Raw genomic sequence first — 22,680 nt, 5'->3', positions numbered from 1 at the left:
TTGGATGCCGGGAGTCGATGTCGATCAGGCCTGCCGGATCTTCGCGATCACCCACAACAGCACCACGGCCCCGACGATGGCGGTGACCAGCGAGCCGATGAAGCCGCCGGCCTGCAACCCCAGCAGGCTGAACAGGAAGCCGCCGATCACGGCCCCCACCACGCCGACCCCGATGTTGCCGAGGATGCCGAAACCACCCCCGCGCATGATATGGCCGGCGATCCAGCCGGCCAGACCACCGATGATCAGCCAGGCAATCAGTCCCATGTCGCTCTCTCCTTTGCATGTGGTCGTGGGAATGCCCCCGATGGTGCCCCAGCCCGGGCCCGGAAGGAAGGCATCCCAACTCAGAAGGAGGACCCCGGCTGCTCGAGGAAGGCCAGTTCCTCGGGAGTCGACTCGCGCCCGAGGATGGCGTTGCGGTGGGGATAGCGGCCGAAGCGCTCGATGATCTCGCGGTGCCGCTGCTCGTGGCGCAGGTTCTCCTCCAGCCCCGGCTGGTCGAACAGGCCCAGTGCCTCGTCATGGATCGGCAGCGACTCGCTGTGCATGAACGGCATATAGAGGAAGGCGCGCCAGGGTACCTCGAGATGATGATCGATGCGGTTGGCCACCGCTTCCTGGGCCAGCACCAGGGCGACGGGGTCGCGGGCGAAGGCGAGCGGGGTATCACGATGGATGTGGCGCGAGAACTGATCGAGCACGATCACCTCGGCCAGCCGGCCACGGGCCGAGAACCGCCACTGCCACAGCTCGCCGCGACCGGCGGCCTCGAGCAGTGGGCCGAAGCGTTCGCGTATGGTCGCATCCAGGTCGGGATCCTTGCGGAACCACCGGGCCGGCCCGAGCCCGTGGAACCAGAAGTCGATCACCGCCTCCGCTCCCGGCAGCCTGTCGTCCATGCCGCTCTCCCTGTCATCCACGGTTGCCGCCGCGCCCGGGCGTGCTTCGAGCGCCCGGCCGCGGCTGATACCATTAGCCTACACGGCCCCCGAGGAGTCCACATGTCCGTTGCGTATTTCCTGGAAATGACCACCTTCGTCTTCAACCTGGTCGGCCTGGTGGTCTGTCTCGGCGGCCTGACCCTGGTCCATCGCACCCGCCATCGCTGGCCCGGCTACCTGCTCGCCGGGGGCGGCTTCCTGATCGCCGCCTTTCCGGTGCTCTACCAGCTGTTCGCGGGCATGGCCTGAGCCAGACGGCGGCCCCGGCATCGCCGCCTCGTCGGCGCGATGTCCGAATTGGTGGGATATGGGTCATTGCGGACATGCCGCGCACAGCCGACACTCTCGTGTGATCGCCACCGGAGAGTGTCGCCATGCCCCGAACCGTCGTCATGCTGGCCTATCCCGACTGCCAGCTGCTGGATGTCAGTGGACCCTGGCAGGTCTTCGCCACCGCCAATGAGCTGAGCGGGCGCCCGCTCTACGGGCTGCACCTGGCCTCGGCGCAACCGGGCACCGTGACCACCAATGGTGGCCTGGCCCTTCAGGCCGGGATCACCTGGCAGCGGCTCGATACCCTCGGCCCGCTGGATACGCTGCTGATCCCCGGAGGCAACGGGGTGATGGCCCAGTGCCGGGATCCTGCCCTGCTCGAGACCCTACGCCATCAGGCCGGGACGGTGCGGCGCCTGGGCTCCGTCTGCACCGGCGCCTTCCTGCTCGCCGCCGCCGGCCTCCTCGATGGCCGCCAGGCGACCACCCACTGGCGCCACTGCCAACGGCTCGCCAGCGACTACCCCAGGGTCGAGGTACAGACCGATGCGCTGTATCTGGAATCCGGGGGTCTGTATACCAGTGCCGGCGTCACGGCCGGTATCGACCTGGCGCTCTCGCTGCTCGAGACCGACCAGGGGAGCGAGCTCGCCGGGCGGGTGGCACGCGAACTGGTGATGTTCCTGCACCGGCCAGGCGGACAGTCCCAGTTCAGCGAAGTCCTGGCCCACCAGCAGAAGGCCAGCGGTCCCCTGCGTCGGCTGCTGGACCGGCTCCACGCCGACCCAGGCAAGCCGTATCGCCTGGAGGAGCTGGCCGACTACATCGCCGTCTCGCCCCGCCACCTGTCGCGGTTGTTCCGCCGCCAGCTGGACACTACCCCCGGCAACTACCTCACTCGCCTGCGGCTGGAGCAGGCGCGTCTGGCCCTGGTCGAGAGCCCGCAACCGCCCTCCCTGGAGCGCCTGGCCCGCCACTGGCAACTAGGAGGGGCCGAACAACTGCGCCGCCTCTTCCAGCGCCACTACGGGGTCTCGCCTACCCTTTATCGTCAACGCTTCAGCCATTGCCCCGACAACCGAAGCCCCCGCTCACTCGCCAAGGATGCCCAGGAGCCCCCATGCCCATCAGTGTCTCCCTACTCTCCCTCTGCCAGGCGCTGCTGATCAGCGGCAATATCCTGCTGATCGCCGTCTCGCCGCTGATCGGGGCCGCCCTGGCCCCCAGCGCCACCTGGTCGACCGCGCCGGTGGCCACCCAGTGGCTGGGGCTGATGTGCGCGACCATTCCCGCCTCGCTGATCATGGCCCGGCTGGGGCGCCGGCGCGGCTTCATCCTCGGCAACCTGACGGGGCTCGGCGGCGTCGCCGTTGCCGCTCAGGCGCTGATCGGCGCGTCATTCGGCCTGTTCATGCTCGGCACCTGGCTGATCGGCATCGGCATCGGCTTCGGCCAGCTCTACCGCTTCGCCGCCGTGGAGGCCGCGCCCCTGGCGCTGCGCGACCGTGCCATCGGTCTGGTGATGGGCGGCGGCGTGCTGGCCGCCTTCTTCGGCCCCTGGCTGGCCCGGGTCAGCCGCGAACTGGCCGAAACCCCCTTCCTCGGCAGCTTCCTGGGGCTCGGCGTGCTCTACCTGGTCGCCCTGGTCATCCTGCTACTGACCCGCCTGCCGCCGCCCGAGGTCACCCACGGCGAGGGGCGGCCGCGCCCCCTCGGCGAGATCGTGTGCCAGCCGGTGTTCCTCGTCGCCGTGGTCTCGGCCCTGATCGGCTACGGGGTCATGAACCTGGCGATGACCGCCACCCCCCTGGCCATGGCCGGCGCGGGTTTCCACTTCGACCACGTCGCCACCACCATCCAGTGGCACGTGCTGGCGATGTTCCTGCCCTCCTTCGTGACCGGCCACCTCACGGCCCGCTTCGGGCCCCACCGGATGATCGCCACCGGCTGCCTGCTGCTCGCGGCGTGCGGCCTGGTGGCCCAGATCGAGGCCGGCGTGGCCGGCTTCTACGCCGCCCTGATCCTGCTCGGGCTGGGCTGGAACTTCACCTTCCTGCCGGCCACCGGCCTGCTCACCGAGGCCTACCGCCCGGTCGAGAAGGCCCGCACCCAGGCCACCAACGAATTCCTGGTCTTCACCACCGTGGCCCTCACCGCCCTGCTCGCCGGCCCCCTGGTGAACCTGCTCGGCTGGTCGCTGCTCAATGCCCTGCTGGTGCCGCTGGCGCTGCTACCCATCGCCCTGCTGATCTGGCAGCGGCTTGCCAGACGCGGCCAACGCCCGCACATTAACGGCTGATCCTGCTGCGAAGGGAATCGTTTCCGATGCGCCAGCCCCTGGCTCGCGAACTCCATGACCTGCTCGAGCGCGGCCGCGACCGCCAGCTTCGCCTGGCGGTCACCGGCCTGTCGCGCTCGGGCAAGACCGCCTTCCTCACCTCGCTGGTCAACCAGCTCCGCCACGCCGGCCTGGAAGCACGGCTCGACCTGCTGCCGGCGGCCCGGGAGGGGCGCCTGCTCGGCGCCCGCCGGGTCAACCAGCAGGACCTGGGCGTGCCGCGCTTTCCCTATGACCGGGCCATGGCGGCGCTGGACGCCTGCCCGCCGTACTGGCCGGAACCGACCCGCGGCATCAGCGAACTGCGCCTGACGATTCGCTACCGCCCGGCGAAACGCGGCTGGCTGGGCAGCGAGGCCCGCCAGCTGTCCCTGGACCTGTTCGACTACCCCGGCGAGTGGCTGCTCGACCTGCCGCTGCTGGAGCACGACTACCCCAGCTGGAGCCGGGCCCAGCAGCCGGCGCGTGGCCACGCCCGCGCCGCCCTGTTCAGCGACTGGCAGGCCGCGGTGGCCGAACTGGACCCCGCCGCCGCGGCCGACGAGGGGCAGCTCGCCGAGATCGCCGAGCGCTATGCCGAGGGGCTGCGGGCCGCACGGGAGGCCGGCTTCGCCGACCTGCAACCGGGACGCTTCCTGCTGCCGGGGGAGCTCGCCGGCGCGCCGGTGCTGCAGTTCTTCCCGCTGCCAGGTATCGAGCAGGCCGCCCCCGGCACACTGGAGAAGCTGCCGCCGGAGAGCAATTACGCCACCCTGGCCAAGCGCTTCCGCCACTACCAGCAGCACATCGTGCGCCCCTTCTACCGCGACCACTTCCGCCGCTTCGACCGCCAGATCGTGCTGGTGGACCTGCTCGGCGCCCTGAACGCCGGCCCGGAACGCTTCGAGGATCTCTCCCGGGCGCTGGCCAACCTGATGCAGAGCTTCGACTACGGCAAGCGCAGCCTGCTGTCGCGGCTGTTCGCCCCGCGCATCGACCGCCTGGCCATCGCCGCCACCAAGGCCGACCACGTCACCCCCGAGCAGCACGCCCGCCTGGTCGCCCTGCTCGAGACCCTGCTGGCCGAACCGCTCAAGGACCTGCGCTTCGCCGACGTGCCGGTCCGCGCCCTGTCGCTGGCGGCAATCCGCGCCACCGAGAGCCGCGAGGTGAGCCATCAGGGGCGACGCTCGCCGGCCCTGCGCGGCATCGACCTCGCCGGCGAGGAGCAGCTGCTGTTTCCCGGCGAGGTGCCGGACCGGCTGCCCGACGCCGACTTCTGGGCCCGCCAGGGCTTCGACTTCCCCGCCTTCCGCCCGGCCCCCCGGGAGGGGGGCGCCCTGCCCCATATCCGCATGGATGCCGCCCTGGACTGGCTGATCGGAGACAAGCTGCAATGAGCGACCCCCGCGCCCCGGACCCGCGCCCGCGGCAACGCTTCCGCCTCGAGGAACCCCCCGCCGACGAGGCGGAGCACCCCGACCCGCGCCCCGGCGAGCAGTTTGCCGCCGACCTGCCCAGCGAGCCGCTGGAAGCGCCCGAGGCCGGCCCCACCGAGCGCGCGCTGGAGGCGAGCCTGGCCCCGCCGCGCAAGCGCCGCCGGGGGCTGCTGGCCCTGCTCGCCGGCACCCTGGGCCTGGGGGCCGTGGAAGCCGGGCAGACCCTCTATGCCGCCAGCCTGGGCGGCGACTGGCTGGCCGGGGCCTGGAGCCTGCTGCTGCTGCTGGCGCTGGGCCTCGGCGGCTCGGCGCTGGCCCGCGAGCTGTGGCGCCTGCGCCGGCTGCGCCGCCACGCCCGGCTGCGCGAGCGCCTCGCGCAGTTGCCCGAGGCCACCCCCGGGCAGGCCCGGGCACTCGCCGAGCGCCTCAGGCAGAGCCTCGACCTCGACGAGGACCACCCCCACTGGCAAGCCTTCATCGCCGCCCGCCAGCTCCACCACGATGGCCGCGACCTCCAGTTGCTGCTCGCCCATCACCTGCTCGCCCCCCGCGATCGGGAGGCCCGGCGGCTGATCTCGCGGATGTCCGGCGAGACCGCGGTGATGGTGGCGGTCAGCCCCCTGACCCTGGTCGACATGGCACTGGTGGCCTGGCGCAACCTGGCGATGATCGACCGGCTCTGCCGGCTCTACGGCCTGGAGCTGGGCTACGCCAGCCGACTGCGCCTGCTGCGCAGCGTGCTCTACAACATGGCCTTCGCCGGGGCCACCGAGATGGCCGGCGAGGCAGGCATGGAGCTGCTGTCGCTGAACCTCGCCGGCCGGCTCTCGGCCCGCGCCGGCCAGGGACTCGGCGTCGGCCTGCTCAGCGCCCGGCTCGGTCTGCGTACCCAGCGGCTGACACGACCGCTGGCCTTCCCCGACGGCGAGGCGCCGCGGGTGAGTGACCTGCGCGGTGAGCTCTGGCAGCAGCTGCGACAGCTGGAAACCAAGGAACGCGAGGACGACCAGGGCAAGGCGTGATCTCGGTCATGACAGGCTGACGGCCAATGGCTACGCTTTGTCTGAAAACTGCCTGCGCTCGGTCATACGGCGTTAAAAATCGGCTCAAAGTACTCATTTACACCGCGTAAACTCCGTCTTTTCGCCGATTTTTGCCTTGTCTGACCATCGCTCGACGACTTTTCGGACAAAGCTTAGTCTCGTAGGGACGATGCCACTCTCATTTTTCAGTCACACAGGACGCTGCCATGTTCAAGACCATCCTGGTTCCCATCGACGGTTCCGAGCACGCCAGGAAGGCCCTCGCCGTGGCCTGCCAGCTGGCCCGCCAGAACGACACCACGCTGCACATCCTGCACATCCCCGAGGAGCTCGCCCACGAGACCACGCTGGTGTGGGGCATCGGGGCCGTCGCCCTGGAAGCCTCCCGCGAGGAGCGCGAGCGCACCGGCCGGCAGATCGTCGACCGCGCCGCCGCGGACGCCCGCCAGCAGGGCGCCACCCGGGTCGAGACGCTCATCGGCCAGGGCGACCCGGCCCGCACCATCCTCAGCGAGGCGCGCAAGAGCGGTGCCGACGCCATCGTCATGGGCAGCCGCGGCCTCAGCGACCTGCAGGGCTTCGTGGTCGGCAGCGTCTCCCACAAGGTCAGCCACGCCGCCGAGTGCACCGTGATCACGGTGCGCTGAGGCGCCCTCCCCAACGACACGCCCCACGGCGCCTCTCAGGCGCCGTGGGGCGCGACACCGACGAGACCGCACCTGAAGTCCGACAGGCTGCTAGGCTCTGAGTATCACCATGAATGCTCAAGGCAAGCGCCATGTTCGACTCCATCCTGGTGCCCGTCGACGGCTCCGAACACGCCAAGAAGGCCCTCGCCGTGGCCTGCCAACTGGTCCATGAGGGCAGCACCCTGCACCTGCTGCACATCCCCGAGCAGATCTCCCACGAGACCCCCCTGGTGTGGGGCATCGGCCCCGTGACCCTCGAGGCCTCCCAGGAGGAGCGAGAGCGGGTCGGCCGGCAGCTGATCGCCCGCGCCGCCGAGGCCGCCCGCGAGCAGGGTGTCACCCGGGTCGAGACGCAGCTCGTCCAGGGCGACCCGGTCCGCACCATCCTCAGCGAGGCCAAAAAGCGCGGCGTCGAGGCCATCGTCATGGGCAGCCGCGGGCTCAGCGACCTGCAGGGCTTCGTGGTCGGCAGCGTCTCCCACAAGGTCAGCCACGCCGCCGAGTGCACCGTGATCACGGTGCGCTGAGGCCGCGTCACCCTTCACGCCAGGCGGCGTTCCGTCCCGCTGTCGAAGAGCACCGCGCGGCCCATGTCGACCCGCAGCGCCAGGCGTTCACCGGCGGTCACCCGGCACTTGGGCCCGACCCGGGCCGTCACCTCACCGGTGCCCAGCGGCAACCGCAGCAGGATATCGGCGCCGGTGGGTTCGACCACGCTGATGCTGACCGAGACCGGGGTGTCGCGGTCATGCTTGCCGAGCCGCTCGTCCTCCTCGCTGAAGTGCTCCGGGCGCAGCCCCAGTACCACCTGCTTCCCCACCCGCTGGGCCAGGTCCGGGGTCTCCCGGGATACCGGCCAGGGCAGCACCAGGTCCTCCTCGCCCGGCGTGGCGATGCGCAGGCGGTAGTCACCCGCCCCGCCCTCCAGGGTCGCGGCGATGAAGTTCATCGACGGCGAGCCCATGAAACCGGCCACGAAGATATCCACCGGGTCGTTGTAGACCTCGTCCGGCGTGCCCAGCTGCAGGATGCGACCGTCGCGCATCACCGCGATGCTGTCGGCCAGGGTCATCGCCTCGATCTGGTCGTGGGTCACGTAGACGATGGTGGTGCCGAGCCGCTGGTGCAGCTTCTTGATCTCGGTGCGCATGTCGACGCGCAGCTTGGCGTCGAGGTTGGAGAGCGGCTCGTCGAACAGGTAGATCTTCGGCTCCCGGGCCAGGGCGCGCCCCATGGCCACCCGCTGGCGCTGGCCGCCGGAGAGCTGCGCCGGCTTGCGGTCGAGCAGGTGGGAGATCTGCAGCAGGTCGGCGACCCGTTCGACGGCGGCCTCGCGCTCGGCCCGGGGCACCTTGCGCATCTCCAGGCCGAAGCTGATGTTCTGGCGCACCGTCATGCTCGGGTAGAGCGCATAGGACTGGAACACCATGGCGATGTCGCGCTCCGCCGGTGTCTTCCAGGTGACCGCCTCGCCGGCGATCAGGATCTCCCCGTCGGTCACCGGCTCGAGCCCGGCGATGGCGTTCATCAGGGTCGACTTGCCGCACCCCGAGGGCCCCACCAGGATCAGGAACTCGCCGGACTCGATCGCCAGGCTGACATCCTTGAGCACGCGTTCGCTACCGAAGTCCTTGCAGACATTACGAATTTCCAATGCAGACATGATGTCCTCCTCAACCTTTGACGGAACCGGCGGTGAGCCCCCGCACGAAATATTTGCCGGCCAGCACGTAGACCACCAGGGTCGGCAGCGCGGCGATCATGGCGGCGGCCATGTCGACGTTGTACTCGCGAACACCGGTGGAGGTATTGACCAGATTGTTGAGCGCCACCGTCACCGGCTGGGTGTCGTGGGCCGAGAAGGCCACCCCGAACAGGAAGTCGTTCCAGATCTGGGTGAACTGCCAGATCACCGAGACCACGATGATCGGCGCCGACACCGGCAGCAGGATGCGCCAGAAGATGCGAAAGAACCCCGCCCCGTCGAGCTTGGCCGCCGACACCAGCTCGGTGGGCACCGCCACGTAGAAGTTGCGGAAGAACAGGGTGGTGAAGGCAATACCGAACACCACGTGCACCAGGATCAGCCCCGCCCGGGAGCTCGACAGCCCCAGCCAGCCCAGCGTCTGGGCCATGGGCAGCAGCACCACCTGGAAGGGGATGAAGCAGCCGAACAGCATCAGCGCGAAGACCAGCTCGGAGCCCTTGAAGCGCCACTTGGTCAGGGCATAGCCGTTGAGCGCCCCGATCACCGTGGAGATCAGCACCGCCGGGACGACGATGGCGATGGAGTTGAAGAAGTAGCCGCCCACCCCCTCGCAGCGCATGCCGGTGCAGGCCTCCCCCCAGGCCTTGGCCCAGGGCTCGAGGGTCGGCGCCTGGGGCAAGGCCAGCAGGGTACCGGCGCTGATTTCGCTCAATGGCTTCACAGAGGTGATCAGCATTACGGCGAGCGGCAGCAGGTAGAAGAGTGCGGCCAGGATCAACACGGCATAGAGCGTCAGGCGCCCCAGCCGGGCCGCAGGCGTGCGGCGACGAATCACGTTATCCATGCTTGCGGCTCCGCAGTTCCGAATAGAGATAGGGAATCAGGATCGCCAGCACGCCGCCCAGCATCAGCATGGCACTGGCCGAGCCCAGGCCGATCTGCGCCCGGGTGAAGGCGTGGGCGTACATGAAGGTGGCCGGCAGGTCCGAGGCATAGCCGGGCCCACCGCCGGTCAGCGCCACCACCAGGTCGAAGCTCTTGATGGCGATATGGGCCAGGATCATCACGGCGCTGAAGACCACCGGGCGCAGGCAGGGAATCACCACCCGCAGGTAGATGCGCGGCAGGCTGGCGCCATCGAGCTGGGCGGCCTTGATGATGCTGTCGTCGATGCCGCGCAGCCCGGCCAGGAACAGCGCCATGACGAAGCCCGAGGCCTGCCACACGGCGGCGATCACCAGGGTGTAGACCGCCATGTCGGGGTTGATGAGCCAGTCGAAGGTGAAACTCTCGAAGCCCCAGGAACGCACCATGGCCTGGATGCCCAGGCTGGGATTGAGCAGCCACTTCCACACCACCCCGGTAACGATGAACGACAGCGCCATGGGGTACAGATAGAGGGTGCGCAGGGCGCCCTCCTGGCGGATGCGCTGGTCGAGCAGGATGGCCAGCAGCGCCCCCACCACCAGGCAGATGCCGACGAACAGGGCGCCGAACACCACCAGGTTGGTCGAGGCCACCCACCAGCGCTCGTTGACCATCAGCCGCCCATACTGGGCGAAGCCGACGAAGTCGTAGCTCGGCAGCATGCGCGAGTTGGTCAGCGACAGGATGAAGGTCCACAGCATGAAGCCGTAGACGAAGAACAGGGAAATGGCGATGGAAGGCGACAACACCAGTCGCGGCAGCCATGCCTGCAGTCGAGCGCGTGCGGGTCGCCCGACCGCGACACGCGACGTGCGCGTCGAGGAGGAAACGGTCGACATGAGGGGTACCTCGTGTGGCTTCCACGCCGCCGTCCAGGGGACGGCGGCGTGGAGTGGGGGTCACATGGCGACTTGAGCGGCGCTCGTCATGCGCTTGGCGGCATCTTCGGGCGTCATGTCACTGGCATTGAAGAAGTTGGTGACGATGTCGAAGATGGCCCCCTGGACATCGGCACGCACCGCCATGCCATGCGCCATGCTGGGCACCAGCCCGCCCGTCTCGGCGGTGTGCTGGAAGTCCTCGAGGGAGCGTTGCGCGCACTGGTCGAACTCGCTCATGTCGATATCCGGGCGCGCCGGAATCGAGCCCTTGGCCAGATTGAAGGCCTCCTGGAAGGTCGGCTCGAGCACCAGCCGCGCCAGGGTCTGCTGGGCTTCGCGCTCCGCCTCTTCGGTGACGCGGAACATCGCCAGGCTGTCGATGTTGAAGGTGAAGGCCTCGGCGGTGCCCGGTGCCGGAGCACAGAGGTAGTCCTCGCCGGCGGTGAGACCGGCGGCGGTGAACTCGCCCTTGGCCCAGTCGCCCATGATCTGCATGGCCGCGTCGCCCCCGATCACCATGGAGGTGGCGATGTTCCAGTCGCGTCCCGACATGCCATCGTCCATCAGCTCGCGCATGCGCTTGAAGGTCGCCAGGGCCTCGATCATCTCCTCGCCCCCCAGGGCCTCGGGATCGAGTTCCACCAGGGCGCGCCGATAGAAATCGGCGCCGGCGGTGGCCAGCAGCACCGTCTCGAACACCGTGGCGTCCTGCCATGGCTGGCCGCCATGGGCCAGGGGCACGTAGCCCGCCTCGCGGATCGCCTCACCCGCGGCGAACAACTCGTCGAGGGTGGTGGGCAATGCCACGCCGGCCGCGTCGAGCACTTCCGGGTTGGCCCACAGCCAGTTGACGCGGTGCACGTTGACCGGCACTGCCACGTACTGGCCGTCGTGCTTCATCACGTCGGCGACGATCTCCGGCAGCAACTCGTTCCAGCCCTCGGCCTCGGCCACGTCATCGAGATCACCGAGCAGCCCGAGCTCGCCCCACTCCTGGATCTCCGGCCCCTTGATCTGCGCCGCGGAAGGCGGGTTGCCCGACATGGCCCGCGACTTGAGCACGGTCATCGCCGTCTCGCCGCCGCCCCCGGCCACGGCGAAGTCCTGCCAATCGTGCCCCTCGCCCTCCATCAGTTCCTTGAGCACGTTGGCGGCCCGCGCCTCGCCGCCGGAGGTCCACCAGTGCAGTACCTCGACCTCGCCAGCCTGGGCCTGGGCGGCCCCCAGCGCCGTCGCCACGGCCAGACCGAGCAGGGTTCTGCGTAGCAGTGGGGGGTGCTTCAATGCATGCATGGGCGTGTCTCCGTCTTGTTATGGATCTTGTCGGCCGCGGGTTGCGACGGCCTGGTAGAAAGCTAGCCCATTTTCCGCCCCTGCGGGGGTTACCTAGTGCTGGATAGTGTTGCCGGTTTCTTACGAGGTTGAAACATTGCCGCGGCGCAGCGCCTCGATAGCGTCGTAGCAGGCTCCCATGGTGTGGTAGTCGACCTTGCCGGCGGGGCTCTTCTCGTCGGAGTAGCGGCGATTGTCGGGTCCGAGGATGCGATACCAGGCACCATGCTCATGGTCGATCATGTGCCGCCAGCTGAACTCCCACAGCCGCTCGTACCAGCGCCAGAAGTACCGCTCGCCGGTACGGCTGCCCAGCATCGCCGCGGCGGCCAGGCTCTCGGCCTGCACCCAGAAGTACCTGTCGCCATCGAAGATCGCGCCGTCGAGGTCGAGGCCATAGACCAGGCCGCCGTGCTCGGGATGCCAGCCGGCCTCCACGCTGCCGAGAAACAGCTCCCGGGCCCTGGGCAGCAGCCAGGGCGCGGGGTGCCGCTGTTCCAGCATCAGCAACAGCTTGGCCCATTCGGTCTGATGGCCGACCTGGTAGCCCCAGGGGCGGAACAGGTGTTTCGGGTCGTCGCGATGGTAGTCCAGGTCGAGCTGCCAGTGGCGATCGTAGTGCTCCCAGATCCAGCCATGGCCCCGCGCCGCCTGGCCCAGGCAGATCGCCTCGGCGACCTGCAGGGCACGCTCCAGGAACTGGGCATCGCCGGTGGCATCGAAGGCCGCGATCAGCGCCTCGCAGCTGTGCATGTTGGCGTTTTGCCCCCGATAGTCGGACACCTGCCAATGCCGATCCGCCTCGTCGGCATAACGCTGCCACTGCGGCTCCCAGAAGCGCCGCGTCTGCAACTCGTGAACCCGATAAAGCCCCTCTCGGGCCTCATCGATGCCGGCCTTGAGCGCCGTGGCATGGGCCAGCAGCACGAAGGCCAGGCCATAGCAGTGGTTGGTGTCGTCCTCGACCCGGCCATCGTGCAGCGTCCAGGCATAGCCCTGGTAGTCGGGCTGGAAATGCCGCTCTTCCAGGTATCGCAAGCCGTGACGGGCCCAGGCCAGGTAGTCCGGCGCCTGGAAATAGGCGCCGTAGCGGGCATAGGTGAAGACGTAGCGGGCACTGGAGACCAGGTGGCGATGGCGGCGATCGTAGACCTCGCCATCGTCGCGCAGGTAGTGGAAGAAACCGCCCTCGGGATCGATGGCGCGCGGGTGATAGAAGCCCATGGTCTTGCGGATATGGGCCTCGAGAAAGGCACTGTCGTAGACGTTCATGATCGGCACTCTCGGTATTCGGACACAAGGCGATGGCCTCAGCCTAGTCGATCGCCCCTCGCCCCCCATGTTGCTTAGATTGCACCAAGTTGCTCGCGGGGCAGCACCAGTGTCGCCACCAGGCCACCATCGGGATGGTTGGCCAGGCGCAGCTCACCGCCATGGGCACGCACGATATGCCGGGCGATGCCGAGCCCCAGGCCGGAGCCGCCGGTATGCCGGCTGCGCGACGGCTCCAGGCGGACGAAGGGATCGAAGACGCGCTCCTGCTCGGCGTCGGGAATCCCGGGGCCGTGGTCACGGATCGCGATGTGCAGCGCCGTGCCGTCCTCGTCCAGGGACACCTCGGCTCGCCCACCGTAGAAGATGGCGTTCTCGAGCAGATTGGCCAGGCAACGCTTGAGGGCCAGCGGCTTGACGGTCAGCGGTGTGGCATGCCCCTCGATGGCGACCTCGCCGCCTTGCAGGCTCAGCTCCTCGGCCAGCCCCTCGAGCAGGTCGCGCAGCGATATCTCCTGCAACGGCTCATGGAGATCGAACCCCTTGACCGAGGCGAGCGCCCCCTTGACCAGCTGAGCGAGCTCATCCAGCGAGGCGCAGAAGCGCTCGCGCTGGAGCGGATCGTCGAGCAGCTCGGCGCGCAGTCGCATGCGGGTGATCGGCGTCTTCAGGTCGTGGGAGATCGCCGAGAACAACCGTTCCCGCTCCTCCACCTGCTGGCAGATACGGCGCTGCATGCGATTGAAGGCCACGGCCGTGGCCGCCACTTCCCGCGGCCCGCTCTCGCGCAGCGGCGGTGCGTCGAGGTCGTTGCCCAGCAGATGCGCCGCCCGCGACAGGCGCCCCAGCGGCAGGGTGGCGCTGCGGATGCCCACCAGCGACAGCCCGATCACGGTCAGCAGCACCAGCAGCGCCGCCAGCAGGCGCTCCTCGGACAGCCAGCCGTGCGCGGTGAACAGGTCCTGGATGGGCAGCAGCGTCGCCACATACAGCCATGTCTCCGGCTCCAGCTCCATCTGCACCACCAGGACCGGTGGCGACAGCGGCTCCATCAGCAGGCTGTGCTGGCCCCAGCGGCGCGGCAGGTCGTGCAGCAGCACCTCATTGTTGAGCAGGCGCAGCTCCTCGGGGCGCGAGAACTCCACCAGGGCGTCGCGGATGCCCAGCTCCGAGGCCAGCACCCGCTGGAAATTGTCGACCACCAGCGACTTGCCGGGACCGTCGCCGGTATCGAGGATCGGAATGCGGTGATCGTTGACGCTGACGAAGAACCGCGTGCCCCCCATGTCGCGCAACTGGTCGAGCACGATATGCCGGTAGTCGTAGGGCAGCGAGCGGAAGAAACGCATCGTGGAGGCGACGCTGTAGGCCACGTTCCGCGACAGTTCGTCGAGCTGTTCGAGCTGGCTGGAGCGTGCCTGGGTCGTCCAGATGGCGTAGCTGGCGAGCTGTGCGCCCAGCACCCCGACGACCATGATCAGCACGAAGCGCCCGCGTAGGGTACGCGGCAAGGCGAGGGCCAGTCGTCGGCGCAGGCGCCGCCAGGGCCCGTCCCGATTCACGGCAGCACGTCCACCCGGGTGGCCAGCACGTAGCCGGCCCCGCGCACGGTGCGGATCAGTTGGGAGTGCTGGGCATCCTCGCCGAGTCGCTGGCGCAGCCGGCAGACGTGCACGTCGATGGAGCGGTCCAGCGGCGGGGCCGGCCGGCCACGGCTCAGCTCGTACAGCCCGTCGCGGGACAGCACCTGTTCGGGGTGCTCGAGGAACACCTGCAGCAGTTGGAAGTCGGCACCCGACAGCGGGCTGCGTTCGCCCTGGCTGTCGATCAGCTCGCGGGTCACCCGGTCGAGCCGCCAGTTGCCGAAGGCCACCAGCCGGGCGTGCTCGGGTTCGCTGCTCGGCGTGCGGGTCCGGCGCAGCACCGCCTTGATGCGCGCCAGCAGCTCGCGGGGGTTGAAGGGCTTGCCCAGGTAGTCGTCGGCGCCCAGCTCCAGGCCGAGGATCCGGTCGGTCTCGTCGGCACTGGCGGTGAGCATGATGAGCGGCACTTCGCTCGTCCGGCGCACCTCGCGACAGATGGTGAAGCCGTCGTCGCCGGGCAGCATGATGTCGACGATCAGCAGGTCGGGGGTCTCCCGGGCCAGCAGGCGGTGCAGCGCCTCGGCATCCTCGGCGACCAGGGCGCGATAGCCGTGGCGGCCGAGATAGTCGGCCAGCAGCTCGCGGATCTCGGGGTCGTCGTCGACCACGATCAGGGTGGCAGGAGTCGTCGTCATCTTCGCCTGGTGGCAGGGACGATGCCGGCACCGCCCCTGGCGTGTTGTCGTTATGGGGACTCGATGATGATCAAGGGCGGGGACGACGGCAAGGCACTTGCGACCAAGGTGGTAGTCGCCTCACAGGCCGAAGCGCTCGCGCAGCCACCTGGCCACGGCGGCCTCGTCGTGGTGGCCGATGGGGCGCGCCCGCGGTACCAGGGCCGACAGCTCGGGGTGGGCGTTGGCCATCACATGCGCCTCGCCGGCAAGCTGGAGCATCTCGGTGTCGTTGAGGTTGTCGCCGAAGGCCAGGCAGGCCTCGGGAGCGAGCCCGAGGGCCTCGAGCAGCGATGCCAGGGCGGTGCCCTTGTTGACCCCGCCGGCCATGATCTCCAGCGAGTTGGCGGTCGAGTAGGTCACGTGCAGCCGCTCGCCGTGGCGCTCGCACACCGCGGCCTCGAGCCCGGCCAGGCGCCGCGGCTCGCCGATATAGAGCACCTTGCCGACCCCCTCGCCGTCGAGCTCATCGGGCCCGGCGACCCGGTAGCCGAAGCCGGTATGGGCGTGCAGCGCCAGCAACCGCGGGTCCGGGGCGTCGATCAGCCACTCCTCGTCGCGGTAGAGGTTCAGCCGCACGCTGTGGTGGCGCTCCAGGCCGATGAGCTCCCGGGCCAGCTCGGCCTCGAGGTGCCGGGCGGCGAGCATCCGGTCGTCGGGGGCGTGCAGGTAGGCGCCGTTGGTGCTGATCACATGGATCGGCACCCCGAGCCGCTCGCGGAAGGCGAGCATGTCGCGGAAGTGCCGCCCGGAGGCGAAGGCCAGGTGGTGCCCTCGGCTCGCCAGGGTCCGTAGCGTCTCGATGGTGTGCGAATGGAGGTCGTGGTCGGCACCCAGCAGGGTACCGTCGAGATCGGAGACGATCAGGCGTGGGGTCATGGGGCTCTCCCTGTTCTTGAACGCCCAGCTTAACCGATTCAGCCTTCGGCGTCCCACCCTGCTTCGCGACGACGGTGGCCGGGCCATGCCGGCCCCAGCCACCCCCCTCAGCCGTTCTGCAGCCCCCTGGCCACGGCGGCGGCGTGCCGGCCCAGCAGCACATGCACCACGTCGCCCTCCAGGCGCTGCACACCCTGGGCGCCGAGCCGGGCCAGGGCCGCCTCATCCAGCGCCGCGGCATCACGCAGCGCCAGCCGCAGCCGGGTGGCGGCCACTGCCGCCACCTCGCGGACATTGGCCTCGCCCCCCAGGGCGTGCAGCCAGTCGCCGCAAGCGGCGGCATCGACGGCCTCGGCAGGCTCCTCCGCCCTCCCCTGCGGCTCGACCGCCTCGCCCCCGCCGGGCGTCGTGCCCTGGGCGGCCATGGCGCCGCGGGTCTCGTCGGCCACCGGATCGTGGACAGAGGCGGCGATGGGCCCCCGATCGCCCTGGCTCAGCGCCTGACGGATCTCGTCGGCCACCGGATCGTGGAAAGAGGCGGCGATGGGCCCCCGATCGCCCTGACTCAGCGCCTGACGGATCTCGTCGGCCACGCCATCGGCGATCGGGCCCAGGATCACCTGCACGCCGCCGCCCTGCAGGCGCAGCAGGCCCCGGGAACCCAGCGCCTTGAGGGCCGCCTCGTCGATCCGCGCGGGATCCTCGAGCACCAGGCGCAGCCGGGTGGTGCAGGCACCGACGCTGGCCAGGTTGGCGGCGCCCCCCAGGGCCGCGACGAAGGCCGGCCCGCGCTCGCCGGTAGCGGTGCTGACACCGCTGGTGGGTGTCTCCGTTTCGGGCTCGCGACCCGGGGTGGGCAGGTCGAAACGGGCAATGGCCCAGCGGAACACCGTGTAGTAGAGGGCGAAGTAGGCCAGGCCCACCGGCAGCATCAGCCAGCCGTTGGTGGAGAGCCCGTAGGAGAGCGCGAAGTCGAAGGCGCCGGCGGAGAAGGTGAAGCCCAGCTTGACGTCGAGCCAGTGCATCAGCGCCATGGAGGCCCCGGTCAGCAGCGCATGCAGGCCGTAGAGCAGCGGGGCCAGGAACATGAAGGTGAACTCGATGGGCTCGGTGACCCCGGTGAGGAAGGCGGTCAGCGCCAGCGACAGCAGCAGGCCGCCCACCTGGGCACGGCGCCCCCTGGGGGCGGCGTGGTACATGGCCAGGGCCGCCGCCGGCAGACCGAACATCATCACCGGGAAGAAGCCGGCCATGAAGCTGCCCGCCGTCGGGTCGCCGGCGAAGAAGCGGTTGAGGTCCCCGCTGGCCAGGGTCCCGGAGGCCGCCTCGAAGCTGCCGAACACGAACCACACCAGGCTGTTGAGCACATGGTGCAGGCCGGTGACGATCAGCAGGCGATTGAGCGTGCCGTAGACGAACAGGCCCAGCTCGCCGGCATCGATCAGCCAGCGGCCGAGCGAGTCGATGCCGTGCTGCACCGGCGGCCAGGCCAGGCCGAAGACCACCCCCAGGGCCACTGCGGCGAGCCCGGTGGCAATGGGCACGAAGCGCCGCCCGCCGAAGAAGGCCAGATAGTCCGGCAGCCGGATCGCCTTGTAGCGGTTGTAGAGCAGCCCCGCCACGCTGCCGATGATGATCCCCGCCAGCACCCCCATGTCGATCTCGGGGTTCAGGGCGGTGAGCACCGCATCCAGCACCAGGTAGCCGATCACCCCGGCCAGGCCAGCGGCGCCGTTGCCGTCGTCGGCGAAGCCCACCGCCAGGCCGATGGCGAAGATCAGTGCCAGGTTGGCGAAGATCGCCTCGCCGGCGCCGGCGATGAAGGCGATGTCCAGCAGGTCGGGCTGGCCCAGGCGCAGCAGCAGGCCGGCGATGGGCAGCACCGCGATGGGCAGCATCAGGGAGCGACCGAGCCGTTGCAGGCCGGCCATCAGTCGGTTACCAAGGGTCATGGTCATCAGGAGATCCTCTCGAGAAGCGTTGTTGTTGTCTCGTCCACCCGGGCCTGCCAGGCCCCCAGCCGCTGCCGCACGGCGGCGGCGTCGTCCAGGGCCAGGAACTCGGGAAGCCGTGCCGCCAGGGCCGCGGCGTCCAGCCGGCGCAGCGCGGCCTTGACCGCCGGCACCCGGGCCGGTTCCACGGAGAGCTCGTCGACGCCCAGCGCCACCAGCAGGGGCGCGGCCAGGGGATCCCCGGCGGCGGCGCCGCACACCCCGACCGGGCAGCGACCGGCGGCCCCCTCCACGGTGGCCCGGATCAGCCGCAGCACCGCCGGGTGCACCACATCGGCCCGCGCCGCCAGCTCGGGATCCTCGCGATCCATGGCCAGGGTGTACTGGGTCAGGTCGTTGGTGCCGATGGAGAGGAAGTCGGCCTCGACGGCCAGGCTCGCCGCGCACAGCGCGGCGCTGGGCACCTCGATCATGGCGCCCAGCTGCGGGCGCTCACTCAGGCCCAGCTCGGCGGCGATGGCCTCCAGGTGCTCGCGCACCTGACGCAACTCCCCCGCCTCGGTGACCATGGGCAGCATGATGCGCAGGCTCGCCAGCGGCGTGACGGAGAGCAGGGCTCGCAGCTGGGTCTCGAGCAGCTCGGGCTGGCTCTGCCAGAGACGCACGCCGCGCACCCCCAGGGCCGGGTTGGGCACCGCGGGCAGGCGCAGGTAGGGCAGTTGCTTGTCGGCGCCGATATCCAGGGTACGGATGATCACCGGCTTGCCGCCCAGGGCCTCCAGGGCGGCCTGGTACTCGCCGCGCTGGAAGGCCTCGCCGGGCGCGCTGTCACCTTCGAGGAACAGGAACTCGCTGCGCAGCAGGCCGATGCCGTCGGCCCCGGCCCCTGCCGCCAGGCAGGCCTCCTCGCTGCCCCCGACATTGGCGCACACCTCGATCTCGCGGCCATCGCGGGTCACCGCCGGGGCCTGGGCCGCTTCCCGCTCCGCCTCGGCCCGGCGGCGCCGCTCCGCCAGCAGGGCTTCCACTTCGGCCAGCCGCGCCGGGCTCGGCGAGACTTCCAGTCGGCCGCGCTCGCCGTCCAGTACCGCCCGCTCGCTCGCCAGCCCCGCCAGGGCATCGCCCATGGCCACCAGGCAGGGAATGCCCCGGGCCCGGGCCAGGATCGCCACATGGGCGGTGGTGCCGCCACCGGCCAGGCAGAGGCCGGCGGGACGCCGCTCGGCCAGGGCCACCAGCCGGGAGGGCGTCAGCTCCTCGGCCAGCAGGATGGCGCCCTCGGGCACCGCCTCGTCCTCGGCCGCACCGGGCTCGGCCAGTTCGGCCATCACCCGCTGCTGCAGGTCGCGCAGGTCGGCGACCCGCCCCGCCAACAGGGCATTGCCGCTGGCGGCGAGGCGCTCGGCCTCGTCGTCCAGGGCCTCGCGCCAGGCCTGGCCGGCCCCGCGCCCGGCCCCCATCCGCGTCCGGGCCGCCTCGATCAGGTCGGGATCCTCGAGCCAGGCCTGGTGGGCGGTGAAGATCTCCGCCTCCGCCGCCTGGCCCTGGGCCCGGGCCTCCCGCTCGGCTCGCGCCAGGTCATCGCCGACGCTCGCCAGGGCGGCGCTGAGCCGCGGCCACTCCACGACCTCGCCGGCGCCATCCCGGGCGACCCGGGGCAGCGGCGGTCGATAGGCCACCAATGGGCCCAGCGCCAGGCCCGGACTCGCCACCAGCCCCGCCAGCTCGCCCTCGGCCAGGGGCCGGTCCGGCACCGTCTCGGGCGTCGGCGCCCCGTGGTCGTCCGCCTCCGGGGTGGTCAGCAATGCCTCGGCGTCCGCCAGGGCCGCCTCGGCCTCCTCGCCCCGGGCCGCGAGGGTCAGGGCGACGCCCCGGGTCAGGCCCAGGTTCATCAGCGCGCTCAGGCTCTCGGCATCGGCCTCGCCGGCCTCGCTGCGCACCCTCAGCGTCACGCCATGGCCGCGGGCGATGGCCCGCAAGCGCGCCGCGGGGCGAGCGTGCAGCCCGGCCGCCAGGGCCAGGGTGAGCGGGCGCTCACGCAGCGGGCCCGTCTCGCCGGCCCCCGGTCCGGCCGCGCCACCGACCGCCTCCAGCGCCAGCAGGGGCTCGCCCAGGGCGACCCGGGCGCCGGCGGCAGGGTGTGGCGGGCACAGCCGCCAGCCGGCGGCCCCGGTGATCACCAGCGGGGTGATCAGGGCGCTCGCGCCCCGGGCCAGGCGGTCGGCATCGAAGCGGCACAGCGGGTCGCCGGCACGCAGCCGGTCGCCCACCACCACCAGCAGCTCGATGCCCTCCCCGTCCAGGTTGACGGTATCCAGGCCCAGGTGGAGCAGCAGCTCCGGGCCGGCGTCGGTCCTCAGGGTCACGGCATGGCGGGTGCGGGCGCACTGCACCACCTCGCCGTCACAGGGGGCGTGCAGGCACTCGCCCAGAGGGTCCAGGGCGATGCCCTCGCCCAGGGTGCCCCCGGCGAAGACCGGGTCGGGCACCTCGGCGAGGGGGATCACCACCCCGTCGATGGGAGCCTGCAGGATCAGGCGTGTAGCAGTCGTCATGGGAATCTCCCGACTTGTTGTTATGGGGTCAGAGGGTGCGGGTCACCTTGTTGAGGTGGCGGGGGCGATCGGGGTCGTTGCCCCGGGCCGCCGCCAGGCCGGCCACCATCACGTAGAAGCTCTGGATCACCGAGAGCGGCTGCAGCGCCTCGTGGCCGGCATCCACCAGCGGCAGCCGGCGCCGGGTCACGCCGTCGTCGGCGGCCAGCAGCACCCGGGCGCCGATGCCCTCCAGCCAGTCGGCCAGCTCCAGCAGCCCGGCCTGCTCCGGCCCCGGCGGGGCGAACACCAGCACCGGGTAGCCCGGGCCGATCAGCGCCATGGGGCCGTGGCGCACCTCGGCACCGCTGAAGGGCTCGGCCTGGATGGCACAGGTCTCCTTGAACTTGAGCGCTGCCTCCTGGGCCACCGCCAGGCCGGCGCCCCGGCCGATCACCATCAGCCTGTCGACGCCGGCCAGCGCCTCGATGGCCGCCGACCAGTCCTGCTCGGCGGCCCGGGCGAGCCGGGCCGGCAGGGTGTCCAGGGCGGCGAGCAGGTCACGATCCCCGTTCCAGTGGCCCAGCAACTGGGCCATCGCGGCCAGCGTCGCCAGGTAGCTCTTGGTGGCGGCGACGCTGTGCTCCTCGCCGGCGTAGAGCGGCACCTCCAGGTCGCTGACCGCGCCGAGCGGCGATTCCGGGGTATTGACCAGCGCCAGGGTACGGGCGCCGGCCGCGGCCAGGGCACGCTGGGTGGCCACCAGGTCCGGGCTCTGGCCCGACTGGGAGACCGCCACCGCCAACTGGTCAGCGAGCCGCCAGGGGGCCTCGGCCAGGGTGGTCAGCGACGGCGGCAGCGAGGCCACCGGGATGCCGCGGTGCTTCATGCAGAGGTAGGCGAAGTAGCTGGCGGCGTGGTCGGAACTGCCGCGGGCCACGGTCACCGCCGCCGGTGGCGGCGCCAGGCGCAGTTGCTCGCCCAGCTCGGCAAGCATGCCGGCATTGCGCTGCAGCTGGCCGCGGATGCGTTCCGGGGCATTGCGGGCTTCCTCGAGCATCAGGGACATGGGGGGGCTCCTTCGATGGCACGGCCCTCGACGAAGACCGCTTGCAGGTTGAGTCGGGGATCGAGCACCACCAGGTCGGCCGGGGCGCCCTCGGCCAGGCGTCCCCGCTCGGGAAGCCCGAGGAAGTCGGCCGGAAAGCGCGACAGGCGATCGGAGGCCTCGGCCAGGGTCAGCCCCAGGCCGACCAGGTTGCGCAATGCTTGATCCATGGTCAGGGTGCTGCCGGCCAGGGTGCCGTCGGCCAGGCGTACGCCGCCCAGGCACTTGGTCACGGTCTGCTCGCCCAGACGGTAGTCGCCGTCCGGCATGCCGGCGGCGGCGGTGGAGTCGGTGACCGCATAGAGATGCGGAATGCAGCGCAGCGCGGCGCGGATGGCGCCGGGGTGCACGTGCAGCAGGTCGGGGATCAGCTCGGCGTAGTCGGCATGGGCCAGGGCCGCGCCCACCATGCCGGGCTTGCGGTGGTGCAGCCCGGTCATGGCATTGAAGAGGTGGGTGAAGCCGCAGGCGCCGTGCTCGAGGGCCTCGACCCCCTCCTCGTAACTGCCCAGTGTGTGACCGAGCTGCACCCGGATGCCCCTGGCCGTCAGGTGGCGAATCAGCGCGAAGTGCCCGGAGAGCTCCGGGGCCAGGGTCACCAGGCGGATCGGCGCCAGCGCGCAGAGGGCGTCCACCTCCTCGATCGCGCCGCTGCGGGCGTGGGCCGGCTGGGCGCCGAGCTTGCCGGGGTTGATATAGGGGCCCTCCAGGTGCACGCCCAGCACCCGGGCGGCGTCCGCCGCGGGGGCCCGGAGATAGGCGTCGATCTCGCCGAGAACCCGGCGGATCTCGGCGTCCGGCGCGGTCATGGTGGTGGCCAGCAGGCTGGTGGTGCCGAAGCGCGCATGGGTGCGGGCCAGGGTCTCCAGGGCCGCGCCGCCCTCCATGGTGTCGGCGCCGCCGCCGCCGTGCACGTGCAGGTCGATGAAGCCGGGCAGGATCCGCGGATGGTCGTTGGTCGCCGGATCCACCGGCTCGCCGCCGAGGCGGCTGATGCGCCCCGCCTGCCAGCAGAGCTCGCCCAGGTGCCAGCCGTCGGGGGTCAGGATATTGCCGTAGAGCATG

21 protein-coding genes are annotated in these 22,680 nt (G+C 70.6%); 7 read left to right on the top strand and 14 right to left on the bottom strand.

What is annotated here, in order from left to right; translation table 11 throughout:
• Positions 1–24 precede the first annotated feature (24 nt).
• Positions 25–267 carry a GlsB/YeaQ/YmgE family stress response membrane protein gene (locus CR157_RS11210; protein ID WP_110283627.1) on the bottom strand — a complete coding sequence of 81 codons (243 nt, stop codon included), beginning with the start codon at positions 265–267 and terminating at the stop codon, positions 25–27.
• Between the two features lie 80 nt (positions 268–347).
• Entirely contained in the window at positions 348–902 is a 555-nt protein-coding gene (locus tag CR157_RS11205; protein WP_110283626.1) for a DUF924 family protein, read from the bottom strand.
• Between the two features lie 102 nt (positions 903–1,004).
• Here CR157_RS11205 and CR157_RS11200 point away from each other — a divergent pair, with 102 nt between their 5' ends.
• From CR157_RS11200 to CR157_RS11170, 7 genes are all read left to right on the top strand, one after another.
• A complete protein-coding gene (locus CR157_RS11200) occupies positions 1,005–1,193 on the top strand; it encodes a hypothetical protein (RefSeq protein ID WP_110283625.1) in 189 nt (62 codons plus the stop codon).
• A 125-nt stretch (positions 1,194–1,318) separates the two neighbouring features.
• Positions 1,319–2,383: a GlxA family transcriptional regulator gene (locus CR157_RS11195; protein WP_110283624.1), complete on the top strand. Its 1,065-nt coding sequence runs from the start codon at positions 1,319–1,321 to the stop codon at positions 2,381–2,383.
• Complete coding sequence (locus tag CR157_RS11190) at positions 2,338–3,516, top strand: MFS transporter (protein WP_110283623.1); 1,179 nt, start codon at positions 2,338–2,340, stop codon at positions 3,514–3,516. The genes CR157_RS11195 and CR157_RS11190 overlap by 46 nt, the downstream gene beginning before the upstream one ends.
• 26 nt (positions 3,517–3,542) lie before the next feature.
• Entirely contained in the window at positions 3,543–4,934 is a 1,392-nt protein-coding gene (locus tag CR157_RS11185; RefSeq protein ID WP_110283622.1) for a YcjX family protein, read from the top strand.
• Entirely contained in the window at positions 4,931–5,995 is a 1,065-nt protein-coding gene (locus CR157_RS11180) for a TIGR01620 family protein (protein WP_110283621.1), read from the top strand. The genes CR157_RS11185 and CR157_RS11180 overlap by 4 nt, the downstream gene beginning before the upstream one ends.
• A gap of 227 nt (positions 5,996–6,222) precedes the next feature.
• A complete protein-coding gene (locus CR157_RS11175) occupies positions 6,223–6,663 on the top strand; it encodes a universal stress protein (protein WP_110283620.1) in 441 nt (146 codons plus the stop codon).
• 131 nt (positions 6,664–6,794) lie between these two features.
• On the top strand, positions 6,795–7,232 hold the full coding sequence (locus tag CR157_RS11170) for a universal stress protein (protein ID WP_110283619.1): 438 nt from the start codon (positions 6,795–6,797) through the stop codon (positions 7,230–7,232).
• A gap of 14 nt (positions 7,233–7,246) precedes the next feature.
• Here the strand turns inward: CR157_RS11170 and CR157_RS11165 are convergent, their stop codons facing one another.
• The 12 genes from CR157_RS11165 to nagA all read right to left on the bottom strand — a co-directional run bounded on the left by CR157_RS11165 (position 7,247) and on the right by nagA (position 22,679).
• A complete protein-coding gene (locus CR157_RS11165) occupies positions 7,247–8,368 on the bottom strand; it encodes an ABC transporter ATP-binding protein (protein ID WP_110283618.1) in 1,122 nt (373 codons plus the stop codon).
• A gap of 10 nt (positions 8,369–8,378) precedes the next feature.
• Positions 8,379–9,257 (bottom strand): carbohydrate ABC transporter permease, encoded by an 879-nt coding sequence (locus CR157_RS11160; protein WP_110283617.1) that lies wholly within the window; start codon positions 9,255–9,257, stop codon positions 8,379–8,381.
• Positions 9,250–10,179: a carbohydrate ABC transporter permease gene (locus CR157_RS11155; RefSeq protein ID WP_181422038.1), complete on the bottom strand. Its 930-nt coding sequence runs from the start codon at positions 10,177–10,179 to the stop codon at positions 9,250–9,252. Before CR157_RS11155 ends, CR157_RS11160 begins: the two co-directional genes overlap by 8 nt.
• A gap of 60 nt (positions 10,180–10,239) precedes the next feature.
• Positions 10,240–11,514, bottom strand: a complete 1,275-nt coding sequence (locus CR157_RS11150) for an ABC transporter substrate-binding protein (protein WP_110283616.1) — start codon at positions 11,512–11,514, stop codon at positions 10,240–10,242.
• Positions 11,515–11,634: 120 nt separating this feature from the next.
• The gene (locus tag CR157_RS11145; RefSeq protein WP_110283615.1) at positions 11,635–12,825 is read right to left on the bottom strand and encodes an AGE family epimerase/isomerase; all 1,191 of its coding nucleotides are present in this window, start codon (positions 12,823–12,825) and stop codon (positions 11,635–11,637) included.
• A 74-nt stretch (positions 12,826–12,899) separates the two neighbouring features.
• Positions 12,900–14,300, bottom strand: a complete 1,401-nt coding sequence (locus CR157_RS11140; RefSeq protein ID WP_110284011.1) for a sensor histidine kinase — start codon at positions 14,298–14,300, stop codon at positions 12,900–12,902.
• Positions 14,301–14,383: 83 nt separating this feature from the next.
• The gene (locus tag CR157_RS11135) at positions 14,384–15,103 is read right to left on the bottom strand and encodes a response regulator (protein WP_110283614.1); all 720 of its coding nucleotides are present in this window, start codon (positions 15,101–15,103) and stop codon (positions 14,384–14,386) included.
• 120 nt (positions 15,104–15,223) lie between these two features.
• On the bottom strand, positions 15,224–16,021 hold the full coding sequence (locus CR157_RS11130; protein ID WP_110283613.1) for a Cof-type HAD-IIB family hydrolase: 798 nt from the start codon (positions 16,019–16,021) through the stop codon (positions 15,224–15,226).
• Between the two features lie 107 nt (positions 16,022–16,128).
• The gene (gene nagE / locus CR157_RS11125; protein WP_110283612.1) at positions 16,129–17,979 is read right to left on the bottom strand and encodes an N-acetylglucosamine-specific PTS transporter subunit IIBC; all 1,851 of its coding nucleotides are present in this window, start codon (positions 17,977–17,979) and stop codon (positions 16,129–16,131) included.
• On the bottom strand, positions 17,979–20,528 hold the full coding sequence (gene ptsP, locus CR157_RS11120) for a phosphoenolpyruvate--protein phosphotransferase (RefSeq protein ID WP_110283611.1): 2,550 nt from the start codon (positions 20,526–20,528) through the stop codon (positions 17,979–17,981). Before ptsP ends, nagE begins: the two co-directional genes overlap by 1 nt.
• Before the next feature lie 28 nt (positions 20,529–20,556).
• A complete protein-coding gene (locus CR157_RS11115; protein WP_110283610.1) occupies positions 20,557–21,576 on the bottom strand; it encodes an SIS domain-containing protein in 1,020 nt (339 codons plus the stop codon).
• Positions 21,567–22,679, bottom strand: a complete 1,113-nt coding sequence (gene nagA, locus CR157_RS11110) for an N-acetylglucosamine-6-phosphate deacetylase (RefSeq protein ID WP_110283609.1) — start codon at positions 22,677–22,679, stop codon at positions 21,567–21,569. The genes CR157_RS11115 and nagA overlap by 10 nt, the downstream gene beginning before the upstream one ends.
• Position 22,680 lies beyond the last annotated feature (1 nt).

This window comes from Halomonas sp. LBP4 (assembly GCF_003202205.1).
GTDB lineage: Bacteria > Pseudomonadota > Gammaproteobacteria > Pseudomonadales > Halomonadaceae > Halomonas > Halomonas flagellata.
This window is presented reverse-complemented; position numbering and strand designations above follow the sequence as displayed.